The sequence below is a fragment of the Pseudalkalibacillus sp. Hm43 genome (assembly GCF_051842935.1).
GTDB lineage: Bacteria > Bacillota > Bacilli > Bacillales > Fictibacillaceae > Pseudalkalibacillus.
Genome location: NZ_JBPXRR010000006.1, coordinates 41,272 through 56,799, shown reverse-complemented (window position 1 = coordinate 56,799; position 15,528 = coordinate 41,272). Strand labels below are relative to the sequence as shown.

At 44.3% G+C, this 15,528-nt stretch carries 13 protein-coding genes, 2 tRNA genes and 1 rRNA gene; all 16 read left to right on the top strand.

All coding sequences use genetic code 11. The features are described 5' to 3' along the window. Nucleotides 1-2 precede the first annotated feature (2 nt). Nucleotides 3-118: ribosomal RNA gene (rrf, locus tag ACSVDE_RS19095) — 5S ribosomal RNA — on the top strand. Nucleotides 119-410: 292 nt separating this feature from the next. Then, a complete protein-coding gene (locus ACSVDE_RS19090) occupies nucleotides 411-1,418 on the top strand; it encodes a LacI family DNA-binding transcriptional regulator (RefSeq protein ID WP_439302505.1) in 1,008 nt (335 codons plus the stop codon). Nucleotides 1,419-1,559: 141 nt separating this feature from the next. Then, on the top strand, nucleotides 1,560-2,873 hold the full coding sequence (locus tag ACSVDE_RS19085; protein WP_439302504.1) for an ABC transporter substrate-binding protein: 1,314 nt from the start codon (nucleotides 1,560-1,562) through the stop codon (nucleotides 2,871-2,873). Nucleotides 2,874-2,929: 56 nt separating this feature from the next. Beyond that, nucleotides 2,930-3,829, top strand: a complete 900-nt coding sequence (locus tag ACSVDE_RS19080; RefSeq protein ID WP_439302503.1) for a carbohydrate ABC transporter permease — start codon at nucleotides 2,930-2,932, stop codon at nucleotides 3,827-3,829. Between the two features lie 116 nt (nucleotides 3,830-3,945). Further along, nucleotides 3,946-4,758, top strand: coding sequence for a carbohydrate ABC transporter permease (locus tag ACSVDE_RS19075; RefSeq protein ID WP_439302508.1), 813 nt, complete (start codon nucleotides 3,946-3,948; stop codon nucleotides 4,756-4,758). A 14-nt stretch (nucleotides 4,759-4,772) separates the two neighbouring features. Then, complete coding sequence (locus tag ACSVDE_RS19070) at nucleotides 4,773-6,119, top strand: GH1 family beta-glucosidase (RefSeq protein ID WP_439302502.1); 1,347 nt, start codon at nucleotides 4,773-4,775, stop codon at nucleotides 6,117-6,119. A 21-nt stretch (nucleotides 6,120-6,140) separates the two neighbouring features. Beyond that, a complete protein-coding gene (locus ACSVDE_RS19065) occupies nucleotides 6,141-7,478 on the top strand; it encodes a glycoside hydrolase family 30 protein (protein ID WP_439302507.1) in 1,338 nt (445 codons plus the stop codon). Between the two features lie 124 nt (nucleotides 7,479-7,602). After that, complete coding sequence (locus tag ACSVDE_RS19060; RefSeq protein WP_439302501.1) at nucleotides 7,603-8,742, top strand: trans-sulfuration enzyme family protein; 1,140 nt, start codon at nucleotides 7,603-7,605, stop codon at nucleotides 8,740-8,742. A gap of 148 nt (nucleotides 8,743-8,890) precedes the next feature. Continuing rightward, a tRNA-Met gene (locus ACSVDE_RS19055) sits at nucleotides 8,891-8,967 on the top strand. A 100-nt stretch (nucleotides 8,968-9,067) separates the two neighbouring features. Continuing rightward, nucleotides 9,068-9,143 (top strand) — tRNA-Asp (locus ACSVDE_RS19050). Nucleotides 9,144-9,269: 126 nt separating this feature from the next. Next, nucleotides 9,270-10,046: a hypothetical protein gene (locus ACSVDE_RS19045; RefSeq protein ID WP_439302500.1), complete on the top strand. Its 777-nt coding sequence runs from the start codon at nucleotides 9,270-9,272 to the stop codon at nucleotides 10,044-10,046. A 296-nt stretch (nucleotides 10,047-10,342) separates the two neighbouring features. Then, nucleotides 10,343-11,245 carry a branched-chain-amino-acid transaminase gene (gene ilvE / locus ACSVDE_RS19040; protein WP_439302499.1) on the top strand — a complete coding sequence of 301 codons (903 nt, stop codon included), beginning with the start codon at nucleotides 10,343-10,345 and terminating at the stop codon, nucleotides 11,243-11,245. An 18-nt stretch (nucleotides 11,246-11,263) separates the two neighbouring features. Beyond that, nucleotides 11,264-12,931, top strand: coding sequence for a dihydroxy-acid dehydratase (gene ilvD / locus ACSVDE_RS19035; RefSeq protein ID WP_439302498.1), 1,668 nt, complete (start codon nucleotides 11,264-11,266; stop codon nucleotides 12,929-12,931). Nucleotides 12,932-12,961: 30 nt separating this feature from the next. Further along, on the top strand, nucleotides 12,962-13,228 hold the full coding sequence (locus ACSVDE_RS19030) for a hypothetical protein (protein ID WP_439302497.1): 267 nt from the start codon (nucleotides 12,962-12,964) through the stop codon (nucleotides 13,226-13,228). Nucleotides 13,229-13,293: 65 nt separating this feature from the next. Next, nucleotides 13,294-15,003 (top strand): acetolactate synthase large subunit, encoded by a 1,710-nt coding sequence (gene ilvB, locus ACSVDE_RS19025; RefSeq protein ID WP_439302496.1) that lies wholly within the window; start codon nucleotides 13,294-13,296, stop codon nucleotides 15,001-15,003. Beyond that, a complete protein-coding gene (gene ilvN, locus ACSVDE_RS19020) occupies nucleotides 15,000-15,524 on the top strand; it encodes an acetolactate synthase small subunit (RefSeq protein WP_439302495.1) in 525 nt (174 codons plus the stop codon). Before ilvB ends, ilvN begins: the two co-directional genes overlap by 4 nt. Nucleotides 15,525-15,528 lie beyond the last annotated feature (4 nt).

The window sequence follows — 15,528 nt, the reverse complement described above, 5'->3', positions numbered from 1 at the left end:
AGTCTGGTGACGATGGCGAAGAGGTCACACCCGTTCCCATGCCGAACACGGAAGTTAAGCTCTTCAGCGTCAATGGTAATTGGGGGCTTCCCCCTGTGAGAGTAGAACGTCGCCGGGCACTAACAGAGCAGCCTTATGAGGCTGTTCTTTTTTGTGCATTTTTTCAAGACAATAAGGAAGAAAATGTGCCCTCATTTTCTCTTCAAAGAGATGATTTTTACTGCTCCACACAAAAAACAATCCAAAAAAGCGATAAATCACTTCTTTGTGGTTAAAAGCCAGATGTTTATTAAGGTATCCGGCTCATGGTAACGAAGAAATCATTTTGTCCAAAAAAGTGTTGCTAATTAGATTTTCGTCATTTATAATTAGCATCAACGAAAGCGCTTTCGATATAGAGGGGATAAGCAATGATAACAATCTATGACCTTGCCAAAAGAACCGGATTTTCAAGTACGACTGTCTCAAAAGCTCTGAACAATTATTCCGATGTCAGTCAGAAGACAAAGAATATCATTCTTCAGACTGCAGCCGAGATGGGCTACTTACCGAATGCACACGCTCAATCACTTTCAACTAAAAAATCCTGGACAATTGGTGTAATGTTTTCTGAAGCCAATGAAGTAGGGATGAAGCATCCATTTTTCAATGCCATTATTGAAAGTTTCCGTAAGCATGTGGAAAAAGAGGGTTACGATTTAATCATTGCCTCAAGAAACTTACGAAACAGGGACATCAGTTACCTTGAACACTTTCTCTACCGTGGAGTGGACGGAATCGTGGTTATCTGTTCAGACCCTAATGATCCACAAGTACAAGAAATGATCCAGAGTAACCTTCCGATTGTGGTAATAGACATGAGCAATCAGAACTGTAGTGTTGTACTGTCTGATAACCTCTCTGGTGCGGAACAAGCCATTACATATCTGTACTCACTCGGACATACCAAAATCGCCCACATTGCAGGGGACTCAACCATCCATGCTGGGAAAGTCCGGATTGAAGGATTCAAAAAAGCGATGAAGAAGCTTGGACTGACACTCCATGAGAAGTATCTTGTCAATGGAGGGCTATTCTCCATAAAAGAGGGTGCCGAAGCAATGAAGACCCTTTTAGACTTAGACGAACCACCGACTGCTGTGTTCATTGCTGGTGACCATATGGCGATCGGGGCGATGGAAGTTGCAAAGTCGAGAGGAATCCGAATTCCTGATGATTTATCTATTGTTGGATACGATGATATTGAAATGGCGAGCTATGTATCCCCTAAACTGACAACGGTAAGACAAGATACAGATGTATTAGGAGTACGTGCTGCTCAGTTATTGATTAAGCAAATGGTTCAAGATAAGAAAATCATCACAGAGGAAGTTATTCCAGTTAAATTAATTGAGAGAGAATCATGTAAAACTATATAGTAATAGTCAAGTTAAAATGAAACCGCTTTCTGCTATGAAAGCTTTAACTTTTAGTTAAAACGAAACCGGTTTCGGAAAATTTTTTAGAGTGTTTCGAAACCGGTTTCGTTCTTATAAATCCATTTTTGAAAGGGGAAAAACATGAAAAAAATCGTAGGTGTGATGATGTCGCTCGTTTTAGTCATTGGGGTGATTGCAGGTTGTTCAAACAAAGATACATCAGGAGAAACAAAAGATGGAAAAAAGGTCGATCTCAAAATCTGGTCATTTACAGATGAATTGAAAGAGCCAATCAAAAAATTTGAAGAGAAAAACGGTGTGAAGGTGGAACTGACGATTGTGCCAATCGCAGATTATCCAACGAAATTAAAGCCTGTGCTTGAAAGTGGTGTAGGCGCACCGGACGTATTTACTGGAGAAATCGCGTTTTTGAAACAGTGGGTTAACGCAGGATATTGGGAAAACCTTTCAGAAAAGCCATATAACGTTGATGAATTATCCGACAACTATGTACCTTATGTATTCGATTTAGGTAAAGACCAGGATGGTAACGTGAGAGCATTGTCCTGGCAAACAACTCCTGGTGGGCTTTACTACAAACGAAGCATCGCGAAGGAAGTCCTTGGTACAGATGATCCTGATGCAGTAGGTGAAATGCTCTCTTCAATGGATAAAGTATTTGAAGTAGCCGAGAAGATGAAAGAAAAGGGTTACCGTATGTTCCCGGATGAGGGATCGATCAGATGGTTCTCCCAAGGAGATAATCCTAAGCCATGGGTGAATGAAGACAATGAAATCCAACTTACAGAACAGAAAGTTGCCTTTTTAGATACGGCTAAGAAATTACGTGAAAACAATTATACAGCCCTCGCGCCAGAATGGTCTCCATCATGGTTTGAAGCAATGGATAAGCCGATCAAGGTAAAAGAAGGCGGGAAAGAAACGGAGACTCAAGTATTTTCATATGTTCTTCCTACTTGGGGTCTTCACAGCGTACTTAAGACAAATGTAGAAGATACTGCAGGTGACTGGGCGGTAACAAATGGTCCAAGCCCTTACTTCTGGGGTGGTACTTGGTTAGGTGTATACAATAAATCGAAGAATAAAGAGCTAGCATATGATTTTGTGAAAATGATGACGCAAGATGATGAGTTCTTAACAGATTGGGCGAAAGAGACAGGAGATGTTCTTTCCTACCTTCCAGTTACGAATGAAATCAAAGATGACTTCAGTGATGAGTTCCTGGGTGGTCAAAACAACTATCAATTCTTCCTTGAACAAGCGAAAAGCATCGAGCCTGGTATTGTAACAAAGTACGACCAACAGCTTGATACATTCTACGGGAATGCCGTTCAAGAATATGTAGATGGAAAGAAAACGAAAGAAGAAGCAATCAAAGAGTTTTATAAGAAAGTTCAAAATGCTTACCCGGATTTGAAAGTCCCTAATAAGTAATAAAAACGTAAGCGGTATATGTCTATACCGCTTACTCTTTTGAAAGGAGCGAGGAAATGAATAAGCTGAATCGTTATGGCTATATTTTCGTAGCCCCGTTTTGGATTATTTTTCTCGTATTTAGTATTTACCCTGTAATCCTCACTTTTTATTATAGTTTTACAAATTACAGTGGTAGTGGAAGTGCGGAAGTCGTAGGACTGGAAAATTACAAGCGCCTGATTACAGATACGTATTTTGTAGAAGCATTTTTCAATACATGGAAGATTTGGGGCATCAATTTTGCGTTGCAAATTACAATCGCTTTGATATTGGCAGCGATATTCTCTGATATGAGAGTGAAAATGAAAGGGTTGGCATTCTTTCGATCAATTTTTTACCTTCCCAATCTGATTACCGTCAGCTCAGTGGCCTTATTGTTCGGAATATTGCTGGATTGGCAGCATGGATCTCTCAATATGGTTCTGTTGAAAATCGGACTGATCTCTGAACCGATCAACTGGTTGAATGAACCGACGACTGCCCAACTCTCCGTTTCCTTGATCCTTACGTGGATGTGGTTCGGACACTCATTCATCGTTGTTATGGCAGGGGTATCCGGAATATCAAAGGATTACTACGAAGCTGCATTGATTGATGGAGCAAGCAGAGTACAAACATTTTTCCATATTACACTTCCATTGTTGAAGCCGATTCTCTTATACATCATGATCACATCGTTAATTGGTGGTCTTCAACTCTTTGACTTACCTATGCTATTGACGGACGGAATAGGATCTCCAGATGGATCGCTAAATACGATGGTTTTGTACTTGTACAATCAAGCATTCAAGTATAGCAACTATGGATATGCGTCTGCTGTTGCTTATGGTCTATTCCTGATTACGATCATTTTCTCAGCAATCGTATTCAAATCCATGTATCGCAACGAGCGTAAACAAGCGAGGCAGGTGTAATTATGATAGACAGAACGGAAATTGAAAAAGGTGTCCCAGAAAAGCGTCTTGTCCAAAAGAAGGCGGGTCCAAATAAGGTAGCCCCCGAAAAACCAAAACCCAACAAGCGCAAATCAATGATTAAGGGAGTCATATACGCCCTTCTGATCCTGTTGGCTATTGCTTGTTTCATCCCTTTCTTGATGATGATTGTGAATGCGACTCGTTCAAATGATGCCATTTTAACTGGTTTTACATTGATACCAGGCAGTGCACTGCTCGAAAACTACAATACGATGATGGAATATGTGAACATATGGAATGGATTCAAGAACAGCCTGATCATATCCGTCCTTGTCACTGTTTTGTCAGGCTACATTTCAGCTCTGACTGCTTATGGTTTCGCTTTTTATACGTTCAAGGGAAAGAATTTTCTCTTTGTATTCATGCTTGTGATGATGATGGTTCCAGGTCAGCTCGGTTTGATCGGATTTTATGAATTGAGTAAAGTGCTTGGAATCTTGGATACGTTCATACCACTTATCGTGCCTGCGGCAGCTAGTCCGTTTGTCGTTTTCTTTTTACGCCAATATATTAAAACGACCTTACACCCAAGCTTGATTGAAGCGGCAAGGATTGATGGGGCAAGTGAGTGGAAGATCTTCCATACGATTGCAATACCAATTATGATGCCTGCCGTCGCAACGATGTCGATCTTCACGTTTATCGGTTCGTGGAACAATTACATCATGCCCTTAGTCATCTTATTCTCACCTGAGAAGTATACGTTACCTGTTTTGATGGGCTTTTTGAAAGGGTCTCAAGTTGCACAAAACTTAGGATCCATGTATTTAGGAATTGCTATCTCGGTTGTTCCGATCATGATCGCCTTTTTGTTCTTTTCTAAATACATCGTTAATAGCATCTCTGCTGGAGCAGTCAAAGAATAGAGGAGTGGAAGTTTATGAAGTTTGATCAGCATTTTACATTTGGTACAGCAACGTCCTCCTATCAAATTGAAGGAGCTCACCAGGAAGGTGGAAGAACGCCTTCTATCTGGGACGTATTTTGTGATGAACCAGGAAAAGTGTATGAACAACATAACGGAAATGTGGCATGTGATCACTACAATCGCTACGAAGAAGACATCGAGATCATCAAGAATCTCGGTGTTGATTCTTACCGTTTTTCAATCGCCTGGCCACGTATTTTCCCAGCAAAAGGCGAGTATAACCCGGAAGGCATGGAATTTTACAAAACGTTGGCGAGACGGTTGAGGGAAGAAGGAATCAAACCAGCTGTCACCTTATACCACTGGGACCTTCCTATGTGGGCGCATGAAGAAGGGGGCTGGGTGAATAGAGATTCCGTTGATTGGTTCCTTGAGTATGCAGAAGCTTGTTTCCGTGAACTTGATGGATTGGTAGAATCGTGGATCACCCATAACGAGCCGTGGTGTGCAGGATTCTTAGGATACCACATGGGCGTGCACGCACCAGGACACACGAATCTTGATGAAGCAGTCCGTGCAGTTCACCATATGCTGCTATCTCATGGAAGAGCGGTAAATATGCTTAAGCAAGAATTCAGTTCAAAGACACCGATCGGGATTACCTTGAATTTATCCCCTGTCTATCCGAAAACGGATTCTGTGAATGATCAACTTGCAGCAAACAACTCTGATGGGTATTCAAATCGTTGGTTCTTAGACCCAGTGTTCAAGGGTAGCTATCCAGTCGATATGATGAATCTCTTTTCTAAGTATGTGCACTCTTATGACTTCATCCAAAAAGGTGACCTTGAAATCATTTCGACTCCTTGTGACTTTTTTGGTATCAATTATTACAGTCGGGGAATCGTCGAATTCAGTGCGGCAAATGACTTCCTGTCGAAAGGTGCTCATTCAGATTATGAAAAGACTGGAATGGGCTGGGATATCGCGCCTGATGAGTTCAAGGATCTGATCAGGAGATTAAGGGATGAGTATACGAATCTCCCTATTTATATCACTGAAAATGGAGCGGCATATGATGACCAACTCGTAGATGGAAAAGTGCATGACCAAAAACGAATCGAATATATCGAAAAGCATCTTCAAGCGGTATATGAGCTGAACGAAGAAGGAATGAACATCCAGGGTTATTTCCTATGGTCTCTTCTTGATAATTTCGAGTGGAGCTTTGGTTATGATAAAAGGTTTGGAATCATTTATGTCAATTACGAAACACAAGAACGAATTTGGAAAGATAGTGCGTTGTGGTATGCCGAAATCGTCAAGAATAGAGGGACCGTCCTGCCACTAGATGCATGATTAGAAAGGAGCAATTCGGTGATAACGAAAACGGTTACCCATATCCAGACGGCAAAAGACACAGGTGACAGACTGCAAGTGAAGAGTCCGTCGCCTGTTGAAACCGGTTCAAAAACGATAGACCTTCAAATCAATCCCGATCAGACCTTTCAAACAATCTTAGGGTTTGGCGGTGCTTTTACTGAAGCTACCGCTCATTCTCTCTCGTTGATGAGTAAAGAGAAGCGGGATGAGATTATTCATCGTTATTTTCATCCTGAAGAGGGCCTCGGATACCAATTCGGGAGAACACATATCAACAGCTGTGATTTTTCCTTAGGAAACTATACGTATGTGGAAGATGGAGATACAGAGCTTGAGAGTTTCTCGATTGATCGTGAGAAAGAGCTTGTCATACCCTTGATTAAGGATGCTGAAAAAGTGGCGGGGCAAAGCCTGAAGATTGTTTCTTCTCCATGGAGTCCACCACCTTGGATGAAGAGCAATCAGGAAATGAACCATGGTGGCAAACTGTTGGACGAGTACCAACCTGTCTGGGCAGAGTACTACTTAAAGTATATTGATGCGATGGAGGCGGAAGGGATTCCGGTTTGGGGAATCACGATCCAGAATGAACCTGAAGCGAAGCAGGTTTGGGATTCCTGTCTTTATACCGCAGAAGAAGAACGAGATTTCATCAAGAACCATCTAGGGCCATTATTACATACAAGAGGAAAAAGCGACCTGAAGGTCATCATATGGGATCATAATCGAGACGTGGTCTACGAGCGTGCGAAGACAGTATTGTCTGACCCGGAAGCGAGCAAATATGTTTGGGGGACAGGCTTGCATTGGTATGTGTCTGAGGAGTTTGATAATCTCTCAAAAGTGCACAATGAGTTTCCTGACAAGCATCTGATTTTCACAGAAGGATGTATTGAAGGTGGTGTACAGCTTGGTGCCTGGCATACGGGAGAAAGATACGCCCGTAACATCTTAGGAGACTTGAACAATTACTTGGAGGCGTGGATCGACTGGAATCTCGTACTGAATGAAGAAGGCGGACCGAACCATGTCGGAAATTACTGTGACGCCCCAGTGATTGTAGATACGAAAAAGGACGAGATCCACTATAATAGCTCCTTTTATTACATCGGCCATTTCAGTAAATATATCAAACCAGGTGCCGTAAGGATTTCATGTACAGCTGGAAGCGATGAAATTCAATCTGCAGCTTTCCTTAATCCGTCAGGAGAAATCGTAATCGTAATGATGAATGAAGGAGAAGAGCATTTATCTGTCCAATCTGATGTCGATGGACAGAAAACAACCATTGAAATGCCAGCGCATTCCATTTCAACTGTGCTTGTTGGTGAGTAATCATCTTACGTACCTGTGCTTAACTAGCCTATAGCCTAACTATGCGGTGATTTTTTTTGTATGTTGAGTCTCTGTTAATTTATCTGACGATTCAATCATGGTATATTAACTGATAATGGAGGCGATGAACGTGGAAAAATTCCGTTTCGATTCGAAGGCAGTACATTTTCATAAAAGGCTAAAGTCAGAGTCAACGAGTAAAGCGCAGCCAATCTATCAAACTTCAGCTTTCAAGTTCAAGAACTTGGAGGAGCTGGAAGGGTACTTTGAAGGCAAATCTCCCTATATGTATTCCAGAGTCAGTAATCCGAATACGGATGACCTTGGAACGGGTGTCGCTCAATTAGAAGGGGCTCCAAAAGGGATTGCGACTTCGTCTGGGATATCAGCTATTCTAGCAGGAATTCTAGCAGTTGCTGAGCAAGGCTCACATATTGTCGCTTGTGAAGACCTTTATGGTGGTACATATCAGCTGCTCGCAAAAGAGCTTCCATCCCTGGGGATTGAAGTTTCATTCGTTTCTTTCGCATCAGAAGAGACGATCCGGGCGGCGATTCAATCCAACACAGTATTGCTCTATTCGGAATCGGTCACGAATCCGTTTTTACGAGTAGAAGACATTGAAAGAGTCGTGGAGATTGGCAGAGAGTTCAATTTGAAAACGATGATCGATAATACATTTGCCACACCATACCTTGTACAACCGTATTTGAAAGGGATTAACATTGTGGCACATAGTGCGACGAAGTATATTGGTGGACATTCGGATATCACTGCTGGTGTCGTTGTCGGAGACCTGCCGTTAATCGAAAAAGCGAAGAGCAAAGTGATGAACTTCGGGAGCAACCTCAGCCCGTTTGAAGCATGGCTCACGTGTAGAGGATTGAAAACGCTGAGTGTGCGGATGGAGAGGCACACGAATAATGCGCAGAAATTGGCGAACTTTTTGTCAGAGCATTCGTCTATCGAGAAAGTATACTACCCAGAATTCGTATCGGAAAAAGGGAATGGAGCGATTGTGTCGATTCTCTTGAGTGAAGATGTCGATCCGAACGCGTTCTGTGAAAAATTAGATTGGATCGGCGTTGTCCCTACACTTGCTGGAGTCGAAACAACAGTGTCCTATCCGATGGGAACCTCCCACCGGGCATTGCCGGAAGAAGAACAAGAACGACTAGGAATCAAAAAGAATCTGATCCGAATTTCGGTTGGAATTGAAGACTACGAGGATATTTTAGAAGCTTTTGATAAGGCGTTACAATAAGAGGTGGTGCTGCCTGTCATTGGCAGCACTTTCCCATATTAGAAAAAAGATCAGAAAAAGGTTGCATCTCGTATTTACACATGGTATATTAGTAATTGTCCGATTGAAAGAGGACAAGCCGAACTTATCGGCGACATAATAGTATCGGCGCGGGGTGGAGCAGTCTGGTAGCTCGTCGGGCTCATAACCCGAAGGTCGTAGGTTCAAATCCTATCCCCGCAACCAATTTAAAACTTACTACGTTGATTAAACATCATAGCTAGTTTTAGATAGTGGTACCTTTAGGTGCAACCAAATTAAAATAAAAACATTTAATACATAATTAGGACCCGTGGTGTAGGGGTTAACATGCCTGCCTGTCACGCAGGAGATCGCCGGTTCGAATCCGGTCGGGTCCGCCATTACTTACATGAAACAAAGGTTTCGTGTTTTTTTTATGCCTAAAAACGGTTTTACAGATGACCATTTTCATATAAAATAAAGCCATTAAACGTATTTGATAATAAACATAGGATGGAAGTGTGTGGATGAAAAAGTGGGTTGTACTGTTCCTTGGAATCCTGTTTCTTGTTGCATGCAGCCAAGAGCCTGCCGTTCAACAAGAGGAAGAGAAACCAACAACAGAAGGTGCAGAAAACACCAATCAAGAGGAAAATACCACGGAAGAAAGTGACCCAGAAGATACGACTTCGACGACAGAAGAAACTGAGGATACCGCAGCCACTGATGAGGAAGAACCTCCTCAAGAAGGTGAAGAGGCAGCTTCCGTTTACATTGATTTCGAGCCGTATACCGAGTCTTTCAGTGTGAACGGAATTCTTGTTGGTGATACGAAAGAGCATGTTGTTGAAACATTAGGAGAGCCGTTTAAAAGGTATGAAGGGGACGTTAGATGGGATTATACGTTCCAGGACGCCTGGTATGGAGAGACGTTGTCCTTTGACTTCGACGATCTTGGTGTGAATTACATACAAGTCGATACGATTACTGAAAAAGGAAGAATACTTGAAGATGCCTTTATCCAGTCATTCGATCAGGATAACAACGGACAGATCTATAAAGCCACAGATCAATTCTTGAAAGACTTTGATGAATCAGCGCTATCGTTGTTTGTCTTTTTTGTACATGACGATTCCATCTTAGTCGGATTGAAAAATGCAGACGCCCAGCATCATGTATCTCGCACCTATATGGTGACGCATATCGACCATTGGGCTTGGGCGCGGGGATGGAACATGGAGATATTCCAGGATGAAACCCTCTTTACGAAAGTGAATGCAGACATCGCGATTGCTGACCAATAACATAAGCGTTCGGGTCTTTTTTATTGTCTTTAAATTGATTCATTGGACCTATTCCTCTACGATCAAAGCCACGATTTCCCCCCTTTATAAAAAAAATTTAAAACCACAAAAACATTGTTCTAAATATCATGTAAGCGTTTCCCAAAAAACTGATTAGTCGAAATTATCAAAAAATAAGGTTGACCTTCTTAAAGAACGGGAGTAATATTGTCGGCAACCAAGAAAAAACAGTGCTGTGACGCGCTCGAGCTTTACAGTACTAACCCATTAAATTTAACTAGAAGGGAGCGATCGACATGAGCGAACAATGGATTTACCTGAATGGCCGCTATGTGAACAAGCAGGATGCGGTTGTGTCTGTGTATGATCATGGATTTCTATACGGAGATGGGGTGTTCGAAGGTATTCGAATGTATGACGGTAATGTGTTCCGACTGAAAGAGCATGTTGATCGCTTATACGATTCAGCGAAATCCATCATGCTTGAGATCCCATACAGCAAGGCAGAATTGACGGAGATCGTTGCAGAGACACTCAGACGAAATGAATTACAGAACGCTTATGTGCGCGTCGTCGTATCAAGGGGTGTCGGGAATTTAGGTTTAGATCCCAGACACTGCAGGGAGCCTCAAGTGATCGTCATTGCAGAACAGCTTGCACTTTTTCCAGAAAAGCTGTATGAAACAGGAATCGAGATTGCGACGGTTGCAAGCAGAAGGAATCGCGCTGATGTTTTATCCCCAAAAGTGAAATCATTGAATTATTTAAATAACATCCTCGTCAAGATCGAGGCGAACCTCGCTGGGGTCAGTGAGGCTCTGATGCTGAATGATCAAGGTTATGTCGCGGAAGGATCGGCGGACAACGTGTTCATCATCAAAGGCAATGTCATTAAAACACCACCTGGCTATGTCGGTGCTCTAGAAGGGGTAACCCGAAATGCCATCATGGAAATTGCTCATCTGCTAGGATTTGAAATGCGTGAAGAAGTGTTCACGAGACACGATGTCTATACAGCAGATGAGGTGTTCTTGACCGGCACTGCTGCTGAAGTCATCGGAGTTGTGAAGGTCGACGGGAGACTGATTGGAGAAGGTAAACCAGGAGAAATGACAAACCAACTCCTTGAAGCTTTCCGAAAAACCGTAACGGAAGATGGTCATCAAGTCTATGCGCATGAAAAAATCCAAGCTGGTTAAGCAATAGGTGGTGATAAGATGCGAAGTGACAAAATCAAGAAAGGAATCGACCGCGCGCCCCACAGAAGCCTGTTGCGAGCGACTGGCGTCAAAACAAGAGATATCGAAAAGCCGTTCATCGGCGTATGCAACTCCTACATCGATATCATTCCGGGTCACATGCACCTGAATAAATTCGCTGAAGTGGTGAAAGAGGCGATCCGGGAAGCAGGAGGCATCCCGTTCGAATTCAACACGATCGGGGTTGATGATGGGATTGCGATGGGACATATCGGTATGCGATATTCCTTGCCGAGTAGGGAAATCATCGCTGATTCTGCAGAGACTGTCATCAATGCCCACTGGTTTGATGGCGTCTTCTTCATACCGAACTGTGACAAAATCACACCTGGGATGCTGATGGCAGCAGCAAGGACAAACGTTCCGTCAGTGTTTGTCTCAGGTGGTCCGATGGAAGGCGGCACATCAAAGGACGGAAAGCCACTATCCCTCGTCTCCGTGTTTGAAGGAGTGGGCGCACACCAATCGGGCACAATGTCGGCTGAAGCACTGCTTGATATTGAACAGAATGCTTGTCCGACGTGCGGATCTTGTTCTGGAATGTTCACAGCCAACTCCATGAACTCCATGATGGAAATGGTTGGACTTGCCTTACCGGGTAACGGGACGATCGTTGCCACATCGGATGAACGTCATCGTTTGATTCGGGAAGCGGCCCATCATCTCGTTGATATGGTTAAAAAGGACCTCAAACCGCGAGATATCATCACGAAAGAAGCAATCGATGATGCTTTTGCTTTGGACATGGCGATGGGCGGATCGACGAACACCGTCCTACACACGCTTGCAATCGCCAATGAGGCAGAAGTCGAATATGACTTGAACCGGATTAATGAAATTGCGGAAAGAACACCTTATCTGGCAAAAATCAGTCCTGCTTCTGATTTTACGATGGATGATGTCCATCAGGCAGGCGGGATCAGTGCCATCATCAAAGAGCTCTGTCAAATCGAAGGGCTGGTCAACAAGGATCGAATTACGGTTACAGGCAAATCGCTGTATGAGACCGTTGAGCCTTATGACATCAAGAACAATCAAGTCATCCGGCGAAAGGATAATCCTTATAGCAAAGTCGGAGGATTGTCCATCCTGAACGGAAACATCGCTCCAGAAGGTGGCGTTATCAAAGTGGGCGCAGTCGATCCATCGATCAAGACGTTCATGGGAAAAGCGATTTGCTTCAATTCGCAGGACGAAGCGCAGCAAGGCATAGATGACGGAACCGTCCAGGCAGGAGATGTTGTCGTCATCCGTTACGAAGGTCCGAAAGGCGGCCCGGGAATGCCGGAGATGCTTGCGCCAACCTCGGCTATTGCCGGACGAGGATTGGATAAAGAAGTCGCATTGATTACAGATGGTCGTTTTTCAGGCGCATCCCGAGGCATTTCTGTCGGACATATTTCTCCAGAAGCAGCAGAAGGAGGTCCGATTGCGTTCGTCGAGGATGGAGACTCGATCTTCATCGACCTTGAAAATCGGTCCATCAACCTGATGGTTTCAGAGGAAGAGTTGGAAGAGCGGAGGAAGAGTTTCGAACAGCCTCCTCCAAAAATCAAAAAAGGCTATCTAGCCCGATATGCAAAGCTCGTTACATCAGCAAGTACAGGTGGAATCATGAAAGTTTAATATAGCAAAGCGTCGACGAGGCAAAAGTGTATGGAAGACGTATTCACAGAGAGCCGGGTTTGCTGGAAACCGGTAATACATCCATTCACGACATCTCCTCTGAGTACTGCTCTGAAAGAACCTTCAGTAGGTGTGGTCGGGTATGGCTTTATACCCGTTATCAAAAAGAGTGGATGGATGACGGACAACTCATCCACTCAACGAGAACGCATCTGTGAAGGTGCGTTGAACGAAGGTGGTACCGTGAAAAGCATGTTCTCAGCCTTTTCACCCTTACGAAACGAACTAGTGTCGTAGTGGGTGGAAAGGCTTTTCTTATTGCAGTTGAGTTAAAAGTATTGACAAACAGGGAGGAGATTGAAATGAAGGCTAAAGTAAAGGCTGAACCTCAAGGGCAACGGCTGACAGGAGCTGAAACTCTGATTCACGCCTTGAAGCAGGAAAACGTCGAAGTTGTGTTCGGTTATCCAGGAGGAGCAGTATTACCGATTTACGATGCACTATACCGAAACCCGATCAAACACGTCCTTGCCCGCCATGAACAAGGTGCGATCCACGCTGCAGAAGGCTATGCCAGAATTTCAGGGAATGCCGGGGTCGTCATCGCAACTTCTGGTCCAGGAGCGACGAACCTGATTACCGGCATTGCAGACGCGATGATGGATTCCTTGCCACTCGTCATTTTCACAGGGCAAGTCGCCTCTGGCGTCATCGGCACAGACGCCTTCCAAGAGGCAGATGTAACCGGAATTACGATGCCGATCACGAAACATAATTATCAAGTTCGAGACTTGAAAGACCTCCCTAGAATTGTGAAAGAAGCGTTCCATATTGCAACGACGGGTCGGCCAGGTCCAGTTCTCGTCGATATCCCGAAAGATGTTTCAGCGCTCGCGGGAGATGTCCAGTTCGACGGTGAGGTTCACTTACCCGGTTTTCAGCCGACGAAGTCACCAAACTTGCTACAAGTCAAAAAGCTGAACGAAGCCATCTCATCAGCGAAGAAGCCTGTCATTTTAGCAGGAGCAGGAGTATTGCATGCGAAAGCATCCGATCAATTGCAGGTGTTCGCCGAAAAGAAAAACATCCCGGTCGTCCACACCCTGCTAGGGTTAGGTGGCTTCCCGGCTGACCATCCTCTATTCCTTGGAATGGGAGGTATGCATGGGTGTTACGCAGCCAACATGGGTTTGTATGAAAGTGACTTGCTTATCAGTATCGGGGCACGTTTTGATGACCGGCTCACCGGTAATCTGAAGACCTTCGCTCCAAACGCGACCGTTGCGCACATCGATATCGATCCAGCTGAAATCGGTAAAAACGTCGAGACCCATATCCCGGTTGTGGCAGACGCGAAAGAAGCGCTACAGAAGCTGATTGATGAACCTGGCGAAAGCGCCATGTGCGATGAGTGGCTGATGCATCTTCACCGGTATAAGCAAGAGTTTCCTTATTGGAGCAACGTAGTCGGAGATCGAATTTCTCCGCAAAAGCTGATATCAGAGATCCACACGTTGACGGATGGAGACGCGATTGTGACGACAGACGTCGGGCAGCATCAGATGTGGGCAGCCCAGTATTACACGTTCAATAATCCACACAGCTGGGTCACCTCAGGAGGACTTGGAACGATGGGATTCGGTTTTCCAGCTGCCATCGGTGCCCAACTGGCGAAACCGAATAAGCGGGTGGTGAGCGTCGTTGGAGACGGTGGATTTCAAATGACCTCTGAAGAGCTGATCCTTTTAAAAGAGATGGGTCTTCCGATCAAAATCGTCATCGTTAATAACGGTTCGCTCGGTATGGTCCGTCAGTGGCAGGAATCATTTTACGAAAAAAGGTATTCGCAATCGGTATTCATGACCCAGCCCGATTTCGTCAAACTAGCTGAATCATACGGTGTAAGAGGCTATAAGGTCTCGACGATGGAGGAGGCACGGTTCCTTTTATCTGAAGTGTTGAACGATGAGGAACCGACATTGATCGATTGTCGGGTGTGTGCAGAAGAGAATGTGTATCCGATGGTTGCACCTGGAACCGGACTTCATGAAATGATCGGAGTGAGACCATGAAACGGAGGATCGTAACGGCGACGGTTCTGAATCATAGTGGCGTATTGAACCGGGTGACAGGTCTCTTTACGAAGCGACATTTCAACATTGAGAGCATTACGGTCGGGCATACCGAAACGGAAGGAATCTCGAAAATGACGTTCGTCGTCAATGTAGAGGATGACCGGCAGATCGAACAGCTGTTGAAGCAGCTGAACAAACAGATTGATGTGTTGAAGGTCTCTGATATCACGAATCAGGCGATTGTCGCGAGAGAGCTCGCCTTGATCAAAGTACTAGCGACGGGACAGACACGATCTGAAATCAGCGGAATCGTTGAGCCGTTCCGTGCATTGATCATTGATATGTCGAGGGACACATTGACGGTTCAAGTGACCGGCGATACGGAAAAAGTGGAAGCGATCATCGAGCTGTTGAAGCCATATGGAATCAAAGAGCTCGCGAGGACGGGACTGACCGCTTTTACCCGCGGATTCCAGAAGTCCGTCACCGATCTGAAGCAATATACGCTATTAAAATAAAAAA